16 protein-coding genes are annotated in these 16,081 nt (G+C 64.5%); 2 read left to right on the top strand and 14 right to left on the bottom strand.

Going from position 1 to position 16,081, the window contains the following annotated elements; translation table 11 throughout:
* The first annotated feature begins 28 nt into the window (after nt 1–28).
* The gene (locus RCI06_RS09755) at nt 29–190 is read left to right on the top strand and encodes a hypothetical protein (protein ID WP_158595584.1); all 162 of its coding nucleotides are present in this window, start codon (nt 29–31) and stop codon (nt 188–190) included.
* Nucleotides 191–297: 107 nt separating this feature from the next.
* Here RCI06_RS09755 and RCI06_RS09750 read toward each other — a convergent pair whose 3' ends face one another.
* The 3 genes from RCI06_RS09750 to RCI06_RS09740 all read right to left on the bottom strand — a co-directional run bounded on the left by RCI06_RS09750 (nt 298) and on the right by RCI06_RS09740 (nt 2,928).
* Entirely contained in the window at nt 298–849 is a 552-nt protein-coding gene (locus RCI06_RS09750) for a TIGR01440 family protein (RefSeq protein ID WP_101551864.1), read from the bottom strand.
* Between the two features lie 57 nt (nt 850–906).
* Nucleotides 907–1,452 (bottom strand): DUF4352 domain-containing protein, encoded by a 546-nt coding sequence (locus RCI06_RS09745; RefSeq protein ID WP_101551866.1) that lies wholly within the window; start codon nt 1,450–1,452, stop codon nt 907–909.
* Between the two features lie 126 nt (nt 1,453–1,578).
* Nucleotides 1,579–2,928 carry an MATE family efflux transporter gene (locus tag RCI06_RS09740; RefSeq protein ID WP_101553256.1) on the bottom strand — a complete coding sequence of 450 codons (1,350 nt, stop codon included), beginning with the start codon at nt 2,926–2,928 and terminating at the stop codon, nt 1,579–1,581.
* A 281-nt stretch (nt 2,929–3,209) separates the two neighbouring features.
* Between RCI06_RS09740 and RCI06_RS09735 the strand changes: the two genes are divergently transcribed.
* Nucleotides 3,210–3,665: a MarR family winged helix-turn-helix transcriptional regulator gene (locus RCI06_RS09735; protein ID WP_172439255.1), complete on the top strand. Its 456-nt coding sequence runs from the start codon at nt 3,210–3,212 to the stop codon at nt 3,663–3,665.
* A gap of 56 nt (nt 3,666–3,721) precedes the next feature.
* Here the strand turns inward: RCI06_RS09735 and RCI06_RS09730 are convergent, their stop codons facing one another.
* The 11 genes from RCI06_RS09730 to RCI06_RS09680 form a co-directional block, all read right to left on the bottom strand.
* The gene (locus RCI06_RS09730) at nt 3,722–4,828 is read right to left on the bottom strand and encodes an SIS domain-containing protein (protein ID WP_306575860.1); all 1,107 of its coding nucleotides are present in this window, start codon (nt 4,826–4,828) and stop codon (nt 3,722–3,724) included.
* Nucleotides 4,829–4,845: 17 nt separating this feature from the next.
* Nucleotides 4,846–5,421 carry an SIS domain-containing protein gene (locus RCI06_RS09725; RefSeq protein WP_276872128.1) on the bottom strand — a complete coding sequence of 192 codons (576 nt, stop codon included), beginning with the start codon at nt 5,419–5,421 and terminating at the stop codon, nt 4,846–4,848.
* Between the two features lie 30 nt (nt 5,422–5,451).
* A complete protein-coding gene (locus RCI06_RS09720; RefSeq protein ID WP_306575857.1) occupies nt 5,452–6,300 on the bottom strand; it encodes a glycyl-radical enzyme activating protein in 849 nt (282 codons plus the stop codon).
* Nucleotides 6,301–6,309: 9 nt separating this feature from the next.
* Nucleotides 6,310–8,379: a pyruvate formate lyase family protein gene (locus RCI06_RS09715; protein ID WP_306575855.1), complete on the bottom strand. Its 2,070-nt coding sequence runs from the start codon at nt 8,377–8,379 to the stop codon at nt 6,310–6,312.
* Between the two features lie 46 nt (nt 8,380–8,425).
* Nucleotides 8,426–9,604 (bottom strand): ROK family transcriptional regulator, encoded by a 1,179-nt coding sequence (locus tag RCI06_RS09710; RefSeq protein WP_101551879.1) that lies wholly within the window; start codon nt 9,602–9,604, stop codon nt 8,426–8,428.
* Between the two features lie 35 nt (nt 9,605–9,639).
* The gene (gene deoC / locus RCI06_RS09705) at nt 9,640–10,404 is read right to left on the bottom strand and encodes a deoxyribose-phosphate aldolase (RefSeq protein ID WP_101551881.1); all 765 of its coding nucleotides are present in this window, start codon (nt 10,402–10,404) and stop codon (nt 9,640–9,642) included.
* A 6-nt stretch (nt 10,405–10,410) separates the two neighbouring features.
* The gene (locus tag RCI06_RS09700) at nt 10,411–11,391 is read right to left on the bottom strand and encodes an ROK family protein (RefSeq protein ID WP_101553257.1); all 981 of its coding nucleotides are present in this window, start codon (nt 11,389–11,391) and stop codon (nt 10,411–10,413) included.
* A gap of 40 nt (nt 11,392–11,431) precedes the next feature.
* A complete protein-coding gene (locus tag RCI06_RS09695; RefSeq protein ID WP_101551883.1) occupies nt 11,432–12,439 on the bottom strand; it encodes an ABC transporter permease in 1,008 nt (335 codons plus the stop codon).
* Nucleotides 12,429–13,940: a sugar ABC transporter ATP-binding protein gene (locus RCI06_RS09690; protein WP_172439256.1), complete on the bottom strand. Its 1,512-nt coding sequence runs from the start codon at nt 13,938–13,940 to the stop codon at nt 12,429–12,431. Before RCI06_RS09690 ends, RCI06_RS09695 begins: the two co-directional genes overlap by 11 nt.
* Nucleotides 13,941–13,978: 38 nt before the next feature.
* Nucleotides 13,979–14,983, bottom strand: coding sequence for an ABC transporter permease (locus RCI06_RS09685; protein WP_172439257.1), 1,005 nt, complete (start codon nt 14,981–14,983; stop codon nt 13,979–13,981).
* A 125-nt stretch (nt 14,984–15,108) separates the two neighbouring features.
* On the bottom strand, nt 15,109–16,081 hold a 973-nt coding region (locus RCI06_RS09680; protein ID WP_306575852.1), incomplete at its 5' end, for a sugar ABC transporter substrate-binding protein.

The raw sequence follows: 16,081 nt of genomic DNA, 5'->3' as shown, positions 1-16,081 counted from the left end.
GTTGAATGGAAATGCGAGGTGTTTTCCCATGTCCACCACAAAGAACCTATCCAGCATGAAAAGCCGTCTCACCATTTACAAGCTCGGCCTGCGCCGCGCCGAAACGCATGGCAACCAGGACGAGATCACCAAATGGGAGAGCAGCATCGCCGCCCTCGAGCAGGAGATCGACGAGCTGGATAACCAGTGAGGCCCCTGCCCCCGGCGGGCCATAAGGTACAGACAGACGGCCGCCGCGGGGCGGCCGTTTTGATCCCCGCAAAGAAAAAAGCCGCCCATAAGGGCGGCTTTTTTGGTTTACAGCAGGTCCTCGTCGTAGTGGGCGCGGGCGCCGCCGATAAACTTGGGGCGGGTGCGCGCGCAGACGACGTTCGCCTCGCCGATGCGCTTCACCTGGATGCGCACCGGCACCGCGACCTCGCACAGGTGCATGCCGATCAGCGTGTCGCCGATGTCGATGCCCGCCTTCGCGCGGACATGCTCGACCGCGGCGGGGGCATCGAAGCCCGCCCACGCGGCCGTGGCAAAGGAGCCGCCCGCCTTGGGCTGGGGCACCACGTTCACCGGCTCGAGCCGGTAGAGGCGCGCCGCCTCCCGCTCGAGGATGAGCGCGCGGTTGAGGTGCTCGCAGCACTGCGCCGCCAAAAAGATGCCCGCCCGCGCGAGCACGGGGTGGACGCCCTCAAAGACCGCCGCCGCGATGTCGGTGTTGGAGGCGGAGCCGATCCGCTCCCCCGCCACCTCGCTCGTCGAGCAGCCGACCACCAGGATGTCTCCCCGCTGGAGCCGCGCCTGCGGCAGCAGCTCCAGCACCGCGCGGCGCGCCTCTTCACGAATCTGTTCGAGCATCGTTCCCATCCTTTCCGGCGGCGGAACATCCCGCCGCGTCAGCTTTTAAAATCCCGTTCAGCCCACGGAGAAGGGGATGAAGTAGCTGTTCCCCTCGAAATCGTCGTCCCAGACTTCGATATACCGGAGGCTGAAGCCCTTCGCGTCGGCCGGGGCGACAAAGATCAGGTCGCCCGTGCGGCTCTCGCCCTTGAAGAGCTCATACTCGTCGGGGAGCTGTCCCTCGGCAAACTCCGATTCGGGATAGACCGTCGTATCTCCCATGCCGTCCCAGGTCAGGGTGAAGTCGGTATAGAACATGGGGATCTTCGCGTCGTCCTCAAAGGTGTTCTTCACGGTAATGTTGACCACCACAAAGGTGTGGTTCGGGTCGGTGGGGGTATAGTCCTCGAGCTCCGGCTCCATGCGCGCGGAGTTGACCGTGTACTCAAAGAACGCGGTCTTCGCGGTCTCCCCTTCCGAATGGGAGGTCGTCTGGCCGTGCGCGCGGCCGTCCGCCTTGATCTCGGTGCCCACGTCCTCGAGGACGTCCTTCGCGCCGCATCCCGCGGCGGCGAGCAGCAGGCATCCGGCGAGCAGCAGCGCGGCAAGTTTCTTACCCATAGTGAATTCTCTCTCCTCATAATAAATTGTTGGGGGGTTCCGCGTCCATTATACCAGTTTCTCCATGGCGGATGCAATCGTTTCCCCGCCAATTTTTCCGCGCTGATGCGGTGAATTTTCAGGCAATCAGCCCTCCGCCGCGCTTTCCTCGAGCGGCTTGATCTCGGAGCGGTAGAGGTGGCGCATGTAGACCACGCAGAGGGTCAGCGAAAAGAGCTCCGCGAAGGGGAAGGCCCACCACACCGCCGAGAGCCCGCCGAACCGGGCGAGGAGGAAGGCGGAGGGCAGCAGCACGACCAGCTGGCGGACGACCGAGACGGTGAGGCTGAGCAGGCCGTGCCCGAGCGCCTGGCAGACCGAAAGGGTGATGATGCAGAACCCGGCGAAGAGGAAGCTCAGGCTGATGATCCGCAGGGCGGGCACGCCGATGGCGAGCATCGTTTCGGAGGCGTTGAAGATCGAAAGCAGCTGCGGGGTGAAGAGCCAGAAGATCACGAGCCCGAAGGTCAGCATGCCGACCGCGTACAGGACGCTCAGCCGGATGGTCTGTTTCATGCGGTCGGGCTTGCGCGCGCCGAAGTTGTAGGAGATGATCGGCACCATGCCGTTGTTGAGCCCGAAGGTGGGCATGAAGACGAAGCTCTGGAGCTTGAAGTAGACGCCGAACACCGCCGTGGCGGTCGAGGTGAAGGCGATGAGGATCTTATTCATGCCGAAGGTCATCACCGAGCCGATGGAGGCCATGACGATCGAGGGAAGCCCGACCGAATAGATCTTGCGCACGATGCGGCCCTCGGGGCGCAGGATCCGCCGGGAGAGGGCGATCTCGTGGTTTTTGCGCAGGTTGAACCAGAGGGCGAGCGCCGCCGCGACGATCTGGCCGATGACGGTGGCGACCGCCGCGCCCGCGACGCCCATGCGCGGGCAGCCCAGCAGGCCGAAGATCATGATCGGGTCGAGGATGATGTTGATGATCGCGCCGGTGCCCTGCGTAATCATCGTATAGAAGGTGCGCCCGGTCGACTGGAGCAGCTTTTCCAGCGTGACCTGCCCGAAGAGCCCGAAGGAGCAGACGCAGCAGATCGTCAGGTAGGAAACGCCGTCCTCGACGATCGCGGCGTTGCCCGTCTGGAGCAGGAAGAAGGGCCGCGTCAGGAAAATCCCGCCCAGCGCGAACGCCAAAAAGCTCATAACCGCCAGGAAAACGCCGTTGTCGGCGGTCTTGTTGGCGAGCTCGAAGTTCTTCTCCCCCAGACTTTTGGAGAGCAGGGCGTTGATGCCGACGCCCGTGCCGGTGCCCACGGCGATCATCAGGCTCTGCGCCGGGAAGGCCAGCGAGACGGCGGTCAGGGCGTTCTCGCTCAGCCGCGCCACGAACATGCTGTCCACGATGTTGTAAAGCGCCTGCACGAGCATCGACACCATCATCGGCAGCGACATCGAGATGAGCAGGCGGTTGACGGGCATGACTCCCATCTTGTTTTCAGCGGGCAGGTCCCGCCGCTCGCCCGCGGCGGCCGCCCCTTCCGTCCGGCCCTCCCGGACGTCAAGGTTCTTTCCCAATTTGTCCCCTCCCAGATCGTTGGCTTTGCAACGATAGAAAGCCAAAAATCTCAATTATTTTTTGTTTATTCTTTCCGACTGGTCTATTCTAAGCCAGATAAATTTAATTGTCAAGCGGTTATTTTCTTGACTTTCCCGGCAGAGGCAATTAAAATAAGGTTGCACTGGAAACTTGATTGAAAAGGACGATGCCTATGTCCGGCGACCCGCGGCCCAACCTCCTCAAGCTGATCTCCCTGGTCCACCGCAAGACGCAGATGTATTTGAACGGCCGGGTCGAGCCGCTCGGGCTCACAAGCGGGCAGGTGCCTTTCCTCCTGATCGCCTGCGAGACCGGCGGGGTGCCACAGAACCAGTTCTGCGCCCTGCTCGATATGGATAAGAGCACCGTCGCAAAGACCCTCTCCCGGCTGGAGGCGCAGGGCTATGTGCGGCGGCGGGCCGTCTCGGGCGACGGGCGCGCGTTCGACGTCCTCCCCACCGACCGCGCCCGCGACGTCTACCCCTTTCTCCAAAAAATCGGCGACGACTGGATGGACGAGCTCGCCTCCGGGCTGACCGATATCGAACGCGCCATCTTTTCCCAGATGCTCCTGAAGGTCGCGCGGAACGCCTCGCGCCATTTTTCGGAGCCCGGCGCGCCCGAGTGACGCAATGATTAAAAGGAGCGGCGCCCGCGGGCGCCGCTCCTTTTTCGATTTCATCTTTAAGCCTCCACGATCGCGTGCAGCTCGGTAAAAATTTCCGGGTAGGCCTGCGTCAGGGTGCTGAGGCCCAGCTCCCGCGCCGTCAGGTGGCTCAGCACCTGGAAGGGGACGAGATACTCGACCGCGCTCAAAAAGGGCAGGTCGAGAAAGTCGCTGACCAGCCAGTTGGGCTGCCGCCCGGGGGTGCGCCCCGAACAGACGAGCACGCAGTTTTTGCTCTTTTTCGCAAACCACCGGTAGATTTCCTGCGCCCGTTCCCGCTCGGGGCCGTCCTCGGCGCAGACGAAAAAGACGACCGAGTCCTCCTTGACGCCGTAGCCGCTGCCGTGGAGGAACTCCTCCAGCTCGTAGGCCATCGAGGGCCTGCGGGTGGTCTCGAGGATCTTCAGGCAGGACTCCTGGAGCGTCCCGTAGCAGGGGCCGTACCCCACGAAGCGGTAGGCGTCCGCCGCGAGCATCATCCCGCGGTGATCGGCGTACCACGCCTTCGCGGCGCCGGCCGCGCGGCCGCAGCTTTCGGGCAGCCGCTCAAAGCCTTCCATCCAGCGGCGGTATTCGTCCGCGTCCAGCCGCTCGAGCGCGCGGGCCGCCTCCACCGCGCAGAGCAGCAGGATCACCATCGACGCCACATGTCCCCTGCTCTCGGGGAAGGACTCCTCGAAGCCGGTGGGCTTTTCGATGACGATGTCGCACTCCCGCGCGAGGGCGCCGCCGGGCGACAGGGTCGTGCAGAGCACGGGGATCCCCGCCGCCCGCGCGAGGCGCGCGCTTTCGATCGGGCCCGTCGTCCGGCCGGTCTGCGCCGGGCAGATGAGGAGCATCTCCTCCGGGCGGTAGACGCCGTTCGCGTTGAAGGGCGTGTGGCGGTTGAGGACGGCGGGCAACGAGCTGCTGGCTTCCACGCCCAGCAGCCTTTCCATGCACATGCCCGCCACCACGCAGACCGAGTGGGGGGAACCGTTCCCGCTCAGGTAGACCCGCTTCACGGGGTGGCTCAAAAAGTGCTTCACAAACGCGGCGGTGTAGCGTTCCCGGTCCCTGACGATCCGCCTGATATCGTCCGGCTCCGCCTCGATATAGCGGAGCATGGTATTTTCGTCGCGCATTGTTCCCTCCGCGGCCGTCAGGCAGAAAGTACCTGCGGGTGGGTTTTGAAGTAGTAGACGAACAGGTGCAGGATCATCGAATGGATGTCCTCGATCATCTCGTAGCTCGTCAGCGGGACGATGAGGTTCGCGTCCGCGTAATCCCTGACGAGCCCGCCCTCAAAGCCGGTCAGCCCGATGATGGGGGACCGCTTCCGTTTGGCGTGCTCGCACGCCTTGATCAGGTCGGGGGACTTGCCGCTCGCGGACACGAGGATCAGCACGTCGCCGGGGTCGAAGAGGTTCTCCATCTGCTGGGAGAAAATCTCGTCGAAGGCGATGTCGTTTCCGAACGCGGTGATCTTCTCCACGTTGGAGGAGAGCGACTGGATGCGGAACCGCCGCACGCCGGGCGTCTGCACCGCGTTCTTCCCAAAGTCGCAGGAGAAGTGGTTCGCGGTGCCCGCGCTGCCGCCGTTGCCGGCGATGAAAACCTGCCGGTCGTTCCGGTGGGCCTCGGTCAGGATGTCGACCGCCTTCTGGAATTCCACGGGGTCCAGACGGGCGATCGTCTCGGCGATCATATCGGTATAAGCCTTTAAAAATGCCTGCATATCGGTTTTCCCTTTCGTCGCGCCCGGCCCTCAGGGGATGAAGACCGGGATGCCGTTTTCTTCAAAGACGCGCGCGAACGGCTCGAGCGAGGGGGTCTCGCGCGTGTAGCGGAAGGGGTATTCCTTCCCGAGCAGCTCGTATTTCGCGCCAGCCGTCTGGTGGTAGCGCAGCAGCTCGAGCCGCTCCAGCCCTTCGGCCCCCCTGAGCAGCGCCGCCGTGCGCTCCATGTTTTCCACGCTGTCGTTTACCTGCGGGATGACGGGGATGCGGATGATAAACGGCCGGCCGCTCTCCTTTAAGAGCGCGAGGTTTGCGAGGATCCGGTCGTTCGACACGCCGGCATATTCCCGGTGCACTTCGCTGTCCGCGTGCTTGACGTCCATCATCACGAGGTCCACCCGCCCGAGCATCTCCCGGAAGACTTCCGCAGGCATGTGCCCGGAGGTCTCCACCGCGAGGTGCAGCGGCTTTAAAAAGTCCATCGTCTCAAAGAGGAACCCCGGCTGCGCCAGCGGCTCCCCGCCCGAAAAGGTCACGCCCCCGTTTTCCGCGAGGAAGGCGCGGTTTTTGAGCAGGATGTCCGCCAGCTCCCGGCTGGAAAGCTCCCGGGCCGCGAACCGCCGCAGGTTTTGGGGACAGGCCCGGATGCACTTCCCGCAGAGGATGCAGTGGTCCGGGCTGGGGCACACCGCCTCGCACGCGCCGCAGTGGATGCATCCGTTGCTCCCGCGCAGGACCTCCTGCGAAAAGGAGAGCCCCTCGGGGTTGTGGCACCACTTGCAGCGCAGCGGGCAGCCCTTGAGAAAGACGGTCGTACGGATGCCCGGCCCGTCGTGGACGGCGAATTCGTTGATGTCAAAGACCAGTCCCCGCTCCATGCCGCCGCCTCACAGGGTCATCGCGGCGCGGGCGATGATGTGGTCCTGGTACTCCCGGCTCAGTTCGACGAAGTAGCCGCTCCAGCCCCACACCCGCACCACCAGGTTGCGGTAGTTTTCCGGCTCGCGTTGCGCCTTGCGCAGCAGATCGGAATTGACGGCGTTGAGCTGCAGCTGGTGCCCGCCCATCAGGATGAAGGCGCGCACGAGCATTGCGACCTTGTCGATCGCCTCCTCGTTGCGGAAGACGCTGTCGTGCAGCTCGAGCGTCACCGGCCCGCCGTTGCACACCTTGCGCAGGTCGGGCTTGCAGAACGACTTGAACATCGACACCGGACCGTTCAGCCGGACGTTGAGGCTGGGAGAATAGTTGGCGGGCAGCGGCTCCCCCCGCAGCCTCCCGTCGGGGGAGGCCCCCATGTCCTCGGACATCCACATGTAGTACATGGCGGAGCCGGTCCCGGGGCGGTAGCGGCCGCCGAACCCGTTGCGGTAGTGGGAGAGCACGCGGGCGTACATGTCGACCAGCCGCACGGCGATCCCGTCGGCGCGGTCGTCGTCGTTGCCCATCTTGGGCGCGTCGAACCGCAGGGTGTGGTGGAGATCCTCCCACCCCTCGAAGTTGCGCGCCACCGCGTCGATCAGCTCGTGCGGCAGGACGCTGCCGTCGTCGTAGACGACCTTCTTGATCGCGGCCAGCGAGTCGACCGCCGTGGCGATGCCCGGACCGTGCAGGCCGAAATTGTTGTACTTCGCGCATTTGGAGATGTCGCGCCCTATGGAGACCGCCTGCTTGGAAAGCAGGGAGTGCATCGGCGAGGGGCGCGGGGCGGTGTTGTGGAAGACGGCGTCGATCCTCGCCATCTGCGCCTCCATCTCCCCCTCGAGGCAGTCCATGAACGCGTCGAAATCGGCGCACTCCTCCAGATGCTCCTCCATGCAGCGGTTGACCAGCTTCACAAAGGGCATCGCCTCGTAGTTGATCCCCTCCGCGCCGTACCCGGGGATGACGAACTCCCAGCAGCCCGCGACCGCGTAGTCGCGCGCGTCCTCGAGCTCGTAGCCCCAGCCGACCAGCGCCGGGACGACGACGTCGTCGTTGCAGTACTGGGGGAAGCCGAGCCCCTTCTTCGTGAGGCGGCTGCCCAGCCGGAAGACCTCCATCGGCGTATTTTTGTCCACCCGCAGGTTGATCTTCGGGTCGATGACCGCCAGCTCGAGGCTCGCCCGGATGCAGAGCTCGCTCAGCTCGTTATAGGCGCAGTTTCCCTGCGCGTCCACGCCGCCGAGCACCATCGCCTGGCCGCTGTCCCCCTGCTGGATGCCGAAATAGATGTCGGTGTCCCGGTTGAGGGAGATGAAGAAGTCCTCCACCAGCTCGAGCGCCTCCTCCTTCGTCATGCCGCGCGCGCGGTCGGCGGCGAAGAAGGGGTACATATACTGGTCGAACCGCCCGAGCGGAGAATGGGTCGGATTCTCATAGCGCAGCGCGAAGTTGAGGAACTTCAGAAACTGCAGCGCCTCCAAAAAGCTTTCCGCGCCCTGCCGCGGAATCTTGGAGAAGGTACGGCGGACCGTCTCGTTGCCCTGCGCCTCCGCCGCGTCGCGGATGCGGTCGGCGAACGCCTCCAGCTCGTCGATGAGCAGGAGCTGGTTTTTCCAGAACGCGCGCGCCTCTTCCTCCTCCCCGCGCTCCCCGAGCCGGGAGGACACCTCGGCGCGCAGGCCCTCGAGCCCGACCGTGATCGCGTGGCCGTACTCCGCCACATTGTTGGAGATGCCGCCGATCGTCGGCTCGTTGAGCATGTGGCTGATCCGCCCGTCGAGGTACCCGTAGGAGCCGTGAGGAAACTCGGGCAGACGCAGCATCACCCGCGTGCCCGCGATCCGCTCCCACGGGAAGACCACGATCTCTTCGCTTCGCATGACGCGCGCGTGGGCGCGCGTCGCCTTCTCCTCGTCGCTCAGAGCGGGATCCGCGAGGATATCCGTCAGGTCGACGGGAATCTCCCGCCGCAGGCGCTTGTGGTCGCGGCGGTTGACAAAATAGTCCAGCTGCTTTTCAATATATTCAGTCATCGGGATGTCCTTTCCGCCCGCGGACGGCGTCCTGCCGGAAGGCTCTTCAGCCGTCCACCTTGAGCTGGGGCGCTTTGAAGAAATTTTTGACGATCATCGAGCAGCCGCCGAGCGCGAAGGTCCTGCCTGTCAGCTTGCCGCGCAGCACGCGCGGCTGGATGTCGGACGAGGGGCCCAGCAGCTTTTCGATGTTCTCTCGGACGATCGCGAAAAAGGTGCCGTCGTCAACGCAGTCCTCGATGATGACGGTCTGGATGTCGTAGAGGAGCATGGCGTTGACGACCGCCATCGCCAGCTTGACGCCCGCGTCCCCGAGGACGGCCATCGCCAGAGGCTCCCCCTCCTGCGCGCGGGAGACGATCGTGTCGTAATCCGCGGGGCGCTCCGCCCCCCGCGCATAGTTGATTTCCACCGCGCCGGTGGTCGCGTAGCATTCAAGACAGCCCCGCTGGCCGCACCGGCAGGCCGGCCCCTCGGGGTCGAGGACCGTGTGGCCGAGGTAGCCCGAGTTGCCGAAGCCGCCCTCGTAGCTCTTCCCGTTGAGGAAGACCGCCATGCCGATGCCCACCCGGCGCGCCACATAGAGGAAATTCTTGGGCAGCGCGGGCTGCACGGTGCGTTCGGCCGCCGCGAGCAGGTGGATGTCGTTGCGCACGGTGACGGGAACGCCCAGCTTCATCGACAGTTGGGCGGCGATGTCGCCGCCCTGCCAGATGTGGTCCATGCGGTCCATGCGCACGGCGAGGTTCCTGGCGATGTCCACCCGTCCGGGGATGCCCAGGCCGATCCCGATCAGGTTCTCCGTGGCGATGTTCAGCCTGCGCATTCCCTCGCGAATCGCGTTCACGAGGTTCTCCTCGATGTCCTCCATCGTCTCCCCCGGCAGGCAGTCCCACTCCTGGGAGTAGAGGACCTTCTCCCGCAGGTCGGAAAAGGCGACGCGCACCGGCGGGTACTCGAGGTCGACGCCCACCGCGAAGTAGCGGCGGAGGTTGAGGGTGTACATGATCGGCTGCCGCCCGCCCATCGATTCGCCCAGGCCGGCGCGGTAAATGAGGCCCCTGGTGTCGAGCTCCTTGAGGATGTTGAGTACCGTCGGCCGGCTCAGGCGGGAGAGGGTCACGATCTCCTCCACCGAAAGCGGGTCGTTTTTCAGCAGCACTGCCAGCACCAGATACTCGTTCGCCTGCTTGATAATCTTATTGCTGTTTGCCGCTTTCCTCATTTCACACAACACCTTTACAAAATACCTTTACAAATTCAGCAGTCCTGCTTTGGGGGCTGGTTCTCCATCGACGCGGAATGGGCCTTGGCGTCCCCCGTGACGATCTGCGGCGTGCGGCTCGTCCCCAGCCGGTCTGCGCCGGCGGCGATCATCCGCTCCGCGTCCTCGCGGGTGTTGATATTGGTCGACGCCTTGATTTTCATCGTGTCCCCGACCGTCTGCCGGATCAGCCGGACGTCCCGCTCCCGCGCGCCGTCCGTTCCGAAGCCGGTGGAGGTCTTGACGTAGTCCGCGCCCGCCTGCTGGCAGAGCAGCGACGCCGCGACGATCTCCCGGTCGGTGAGGTAGCAGGTCTCGATGATGACCTTGACCTTCGCGCGGCCCGCGGCCGCGGCCACGACCCCGGCGATATCCCGGCGGACGAGCTCGTAGTCCTTTTCACGCAGGGCGCCGATGTTCATCACCATGTCCACCTCATCGGCGCCGTCCTCAACGGCGAGCGCCGCCTCCATCGCCTTCACGCAGGAGCGGTTGGCTCCGAGCGGGAACCCGATGACGGTGCAGGTGTAGAGCCCAGTTCCCCGCAGCAGCTCGTGGACGTAGGCCACGTGCACCGGGTTGACGCAGACCGAAGCGGCGCCGCAGCGGACGGCCTCCTCGCAGAATTGTTTGACCGTCTCCCGGGTCGTGTACGCCCGCAGGACGGTGTGGTCGCAGTATTTGCCCAGCGGCTTCTCCGCGGCCTTTCCGGAGGGAAAAACTTCCTCCCTGACCTGCTCAATTATACCATTCTTCTCCATGGAATATCAACAGCTTCCTTTCCTGATAAGTTCGGGGTGCCCCGCGCAGTAGACCGCCCCGGCGATGACCGCGTCGTCCATCATCACGCTCTGTTCGATCGTGTAGTGCCCGCGGCAGGAGATGAACGCGATGCGGTCGGTGTATTCGCGCACCCGGTCGAGGAGCAGGCCGCCCATCTTGGCGACGCCGCCCCCGATGATGACCAGCTCGGGGGACATCAGCGTGAGGACGTTGCTCAGCCCGATGCTGTAGCTCCTCGCGATCCGGTCGACCTCCTCCAGCGCGAAGGGGTCCCCCGCGCGGGCCGCGTCCTCCAGCATCCGGCAGCTGATCCCCGCCGGGTCCCCCCCGCACATCTCCATGATCCGCGAGCCCGCGGGGACATATCCCGGCCGGCGCAGCCGCCGTTCGATCCCGAGCCCGGAGCAGATCTCCTCCACCCGGGTCATCGCCCCCGGCTCGGGCGACTGCCAGTCGGGGATGTAGGTGTTGCCGAAGTAGGCCGCGCCGTAGCCGACGCCGTCGTAGTAGACCCGGTCGATGAAGAAGGCACCGCCGATGCCGCTGCCGATGTTGGTGTAGAAGACGTTGCCGGCCTCCTTCCCCCTGCCGAGGTAGAGCTCGGAGAAACCGCCCGAGACGGTGTCGTTGAGGACTTCCGCCGGCATCGAAAAGGTCTCTTCCAGCCACCCGCGCAGCGGGAAGTCCTCCCAGCCGGGCACCTGCACCGAATTGAGGGTCCTGCCCGTGCTGCTTTCGATCTCCCCGCCGAAGCCGGCCGCGAGGGACCGGACCCTGCCGCCGAACCGCTCCTCCATCCGCAGCAGCTCGGGGACCTTGGCGGACAGCCAGTCGAGCACGTCTTGGGCCCCGCGGGGCAGCGGGATCTTCCCGGTGATCGTGTGCAGCAGCCTGCCGTCGGCGGTGCCCAGCGCGGCCTGCTGCTTGGTCGCGCCGATCTCAATGCCGATATAGAGGTTTTCCATCATGCCATGACTCCTTATCGGGTGTAATGTTTGCCTGCGCTCAGCGCAGCTCGCCTTTGTAGTTCACGCTGTCGAGCAGGACCGCGACGAAGATGATGAGGCCCTTGACGATGGTGTAGGAGTAGGGGGACGCGTTGAGCATCGTCAGCCCGTTCATGATCGTCTGGATCAGCACGATGCCGATCAGCGCGCCGGGGATGATGTTCCCCTTGCCTCCGAAGAGGCTCGTGCCGCCGAGCACCGCCGCCGAGATCACGACGAATTCGTTGCCGTAGGAGAAGCTCGAATAGACGTTCGCCACCTGGCCGGCCAGCAGCAGCGCGGCGATGCTCGCCGTGATGCCGCAGAGCAGGAAGGCGAGGAACTTGACCCGCGCCGTGTTGATGCCGACGCTCTTGGCCGCGGCCTCGTCGTTGCCGACCGCGTCGATGTGCCGCCCGAAGGGGGTCTTGCGGTAGAGGAAGGCGAAGATGAGCACCATCACGAGTTGCAGGATGACCACCACCGGGAACCGGATGGGGCCGACGACGCTCTGGGAGAAGGGGGACAGCTCGCTCATGTAATAGACCTTGGAGCGGGAGATGATGAGCCCCAGCCCGCGCGCGATGCTCATGGTGGCCAGCGTGACGATGAAGGAGACGATCCCAAATTTGCCGACCAGCAGGCCGTTGAAGGCGCCGAACACAGCGCCGATGCACAGCCCCACGAGCCAGACCACGAGGATCGCCCAGCCGTTTCCGGCCAGCCCGTTGTCGCGGAACTTTTCGAGCACCAGCCCGCAGATGACGCCCGTCACGTACATCACCTGCCCCACCGAGATGTCGGTGGAGGCGGTGGAGAGCACGAACACCATCCCGAGCACCGCGATGCCGAGCGGCGCGGCCTGCTGGAGGATGTTCAGGATGTTCGAGAGGGAGAGGAAGTTGTCGCAGACGACGCTGAAATAGACAACGACCAGCAGGAAGATGACATAGACCCCGTACTTTGTCGCAAGGGCCAGGAAATTCCCGGAGCTCCGCCGTGCGGCGGCCGTCTGGTTAGCCGGCATCCGAGATCCCCCCTTCCAGCGCGTATTGGATGATCCGTTCCTGGTCGAACGCGGCCTTCGGGATATCCGCGACGATGCGGTCCCGGTACATGACGAGGATCCGGTCGCAGATGCCCATGACCTCCTCCATCTCGGAGGAGACGAGCAGCACCCCGCAGCCCTCCCTGGCCAGTTCGTTGATATAGGTGTAGATTTCGTACTTCGCGCCCACGTCGACGCCGCGCGTCGGTTCGTCCATGAAGAACACCTTCGGTTCGCTGGCCACCCATTTGGCGATGACCACCTTCTGCTGGTTGCCGCCCGAAAGGTTCTTGACGAACTGCCGCTGCGGGTCGGAGGTCTTGACGGTCAGCTTCTTCACAAGGTCGAGCGCCGTCCTTTTCTCCCGGCTCCGGTCGACCACGCCGAGCGCGCCGGTCATCCGGTCGAGCACGACCATCGTGACGTTCTCCTCGATCGTCTTGGGCATGATGAGCCCCTCCTGCCGCCGGTTCTCGGTGACGTAGGCGATCCCCTCACGGATGCACCGGGTTGGCGTGGGACGGGTTAGCGCCTTGCCCCTGACGAGGATTTCGCCCCCCTCCGAGGGTTCGGCGCCGAAGAGGGAGCTCAGCAGCTCGGTACGCCCCGCGCCCATCAGGCCGAACATGCCCACGATTTCCCCGCTGCGGATTTCGAGGGAGACGGGCGACCTGCTGCCGCTGCGGACGAACTCCCGCACCTCGTAGATCGGCTCGCCGATCTCCTTTTCGATCGTCGGGTAGACCTGGTTCATCTCCCGGCCGACCATCAGCCGGATGATCTCCCGTTTGTCCAGCGCGCTGTTCTGAAAGGTGCCCACCGAGTTGCCGTCCCGCAGGACGGTGGTGCGGTCGCAAAGGCGCATCACATCCTCGAGGATGTGCGAGATGTAGATGATCGAGACGCCCCGCGCCTTCAGCCCCCCGATGACCTCGAAGAGCTCCTCCTTCTCCTTGGGGGAGAGGGAGGTGGTGGGCTCGTCGAAGATGATGATCTTCGCGTCCTTTTCGAGCGCCTTGGAGATTTCAACGATCTGCCGCACGCCCATGGGCAGGCTCTCCACCCTGGTGCGGGGGGAGATGTCCAGGCGGAACAGGTCGATGTAGACCTGCGCGCGCTCCTCCATCTTTTTGTTGTCGACCGACAGCCCCCTGCGGGGGAAGCGGTCCACAAAGAGGTTCTCCGCCACCGTCAGGTTGGAGAAGAGGCTGAACTCCTGGCGGATGAAGGCGATGCCCGCGCGGGTCGCGTCGTTTGGGGTGGCGGGCGTGTAGACTTCCCCGCCGAGGCGCATCGTCCCGGAGTCGAACCCGTAGACCCCGCCCAGGATCGACATCAGCGTGGATTTTCCCGCGCCGTTCTCCCCCACGAGCCCCAGCACTTCCCCGGGGCAGAGATCCAGGTTCACGCCGTGGAGGACTTCCGCGCCGTAAAAGCTCTTATGGATATTGTCCAGCTGCAACAGCGGTTGACTGCTCACAGACCGACGACCTCCTATATTGGATTCCGCGGCGCCCATCAGGCGGCCGCCGCGGCGTAGTTTTTCCTTCGGTTGGAAAGGATATCGGCCAGCGCCGCTATGATCACGATGAACCCCTTGACGAGGCTGAGCACATACCAGTCCATACCCAGCAGGTTCATCACATTGCTGAGCATCGTGATGAAGATGACGCCGTAGAGGGTGTGCTTCGCGCCGCCCGAGCCGCCGAAGATGCTCGTGCCGCCGATGATGATGCTGGACATGATGTCGATGAACATCTTGTCGCCCAGGCTGGAGATGCCCGCCTGGTTGCGCGCGGTCAGCACCACGCTGGCCGCGCCCGCGTAGATCCCGCTGAGCAGGAAGAGCAAAAACACGACCCGCTTGACATTGATGCCCGAGATGTGGCAGGATTTCGGATTGGTCCCCACCAGCAGCACATGCCGGCCGAAGATCGTCCGGGTCATGAGCCAGTGGGAGACGAGGAAGACCGCCGCCGCGATGACGATCGGCAGGAAGAACGCCTTCTCGCCGCCGATGCGGTAAAAGGCGGAGGGCAGCCCCATGATGGACGCCTTGTCGGTGACCTTGCTGGTGAAGTAGATCGCCATCCCGCTGAAGAAGAGCTGCGTCGAAAGGGTGACGATGAAGGAAGGCATCTTCAGCTTCACGACGGAGAACCCGTTGATCGCGCCCACCGCCGCGCCGATGGCGACCATCACGACGATCGCCAGCAGGATGGAAAGCCCCGTCCCCTTGAGGGGGGAGAGCGCCATGATGTACGCCCCCACCACGCTCGAGAGCGCGAGCACCGACGTGGAGGAGAAGTCGAGGCCGCCGTTGAGCACCGTGAAAGTCACGCCCAGCGAGATGATCAGGAGATCGCAGGTCTGCAGCAGCAGGTTCTTGAGGTTGTACAGGGTTGCGAAGTTGGGGACAAAGGCCGCCGACAGCACAGCCATGGCGATGATGACCAGCAGGATGGGGGACCCCAGCAGCCGGCCTGCCACGCGCTTTTTGTCAAACGTCTCTTTTAAGCTCATAACCATTCTCCTAACCTCTGGCGGATATTCGTCCGCCCGGCGCCGCGCCGCGCGGGAGCGGCGCCGGACGGATTGCAAAAACATTTACCGGTCTGCGCCGGGGGACTCCCCCGGCCGGGAGACGCTTACTTGGAGGAGTAGGCCACGTAGCCCCAGATGTCGCCCTTCACGTCGGACCAGTTGTCCAGCGTGGCCACGATGCCGGGGTCGAGGGCGTTGAGCTCGGCCGGCTTCTCGCCGTTCGCGAGCTTGATCGCCCAGTTCATGCTCTCCGCGCCCATGAACCGCGTGTCGTTGACCGCGCCGCAGTCGACATAGCCCTCTTCCATCATCTTCGCGAAGGTGGAGTCGCCGTCGAAGGTGACGATGCGCACATGGTTGGGATCGGAAGCCGGCACCCATTTGCCGAGGGGCTCAAGCACGCTCTGGATGGTGGTGAGCATCGCGTCGGACGGGGTGATGATCAGGTTGATGTCCGGGTCCTTCTCAAAGGCGTTCTGGAGTCCCGCGTACGCCTGGTCGACCTTCCAGTCGGTGGGGATCTCCGCGACGATCTCGAAGCAGTCGGGATATTTCTCCAAGGCCTCCTTGTGGCCCTGCTGGCGCTCGAGCGCGTTCTGGTCGCCGAGGCTGCCGACGAGCAGGACCGCCTTGTACTTCTTGCCCTCCTCCTGGGCCTTCTGGGCGACCCACTCGACCGACCCGGAGGCCAGGGAGATGTTGTCCACGAGGACCTGCAGGCTCGGCAGCGCCTCGTCGCCCATCACCGCGCGGCTGACCATGATGATCGGCACGCCCGCCTCGTTGCACTTCTTGACGGCCGCCACGATGGCGCCGCCGTCGCGCGCGCCGCAGAGGATCGCGTCGCAGCCCTGCGCGATCAGGTCCTCGATCTGCTGGTTCTGCTTGTTCGCGTCGCCCTCGCAGAGGCGCTGCACCACTTCGGCGCCCGCCGCCGCGGCGGCCTCGTTCATGTTGTCGATCGTGGAGACCCAGAAGTCCGAGTCGATCGTGTCGAGGGATACGCCGATCTTCAGGGCCTTCGCGGGCTCCTCGGCGGGGGCCGCGCTCGCGGCAGGGGCCGCCGCATCTCCGGTG

The sequence above is a fragment of the Anaerotruncus massiliensis (ex Togo et al. 2026) genome, from assembly GCF_030825285.1.
GTDB classification, from domain to species: Bacteria; Bacillota; Clostridia; order Oscillospirales; family Ruminococcaceae; genus Anaerotruncus; species Anaerotruncus massiliensis.
Note: the sequence above shows the minus strand (reverse complement) of the source record. Positions and strands in the feature narration are given on the sequence as shown.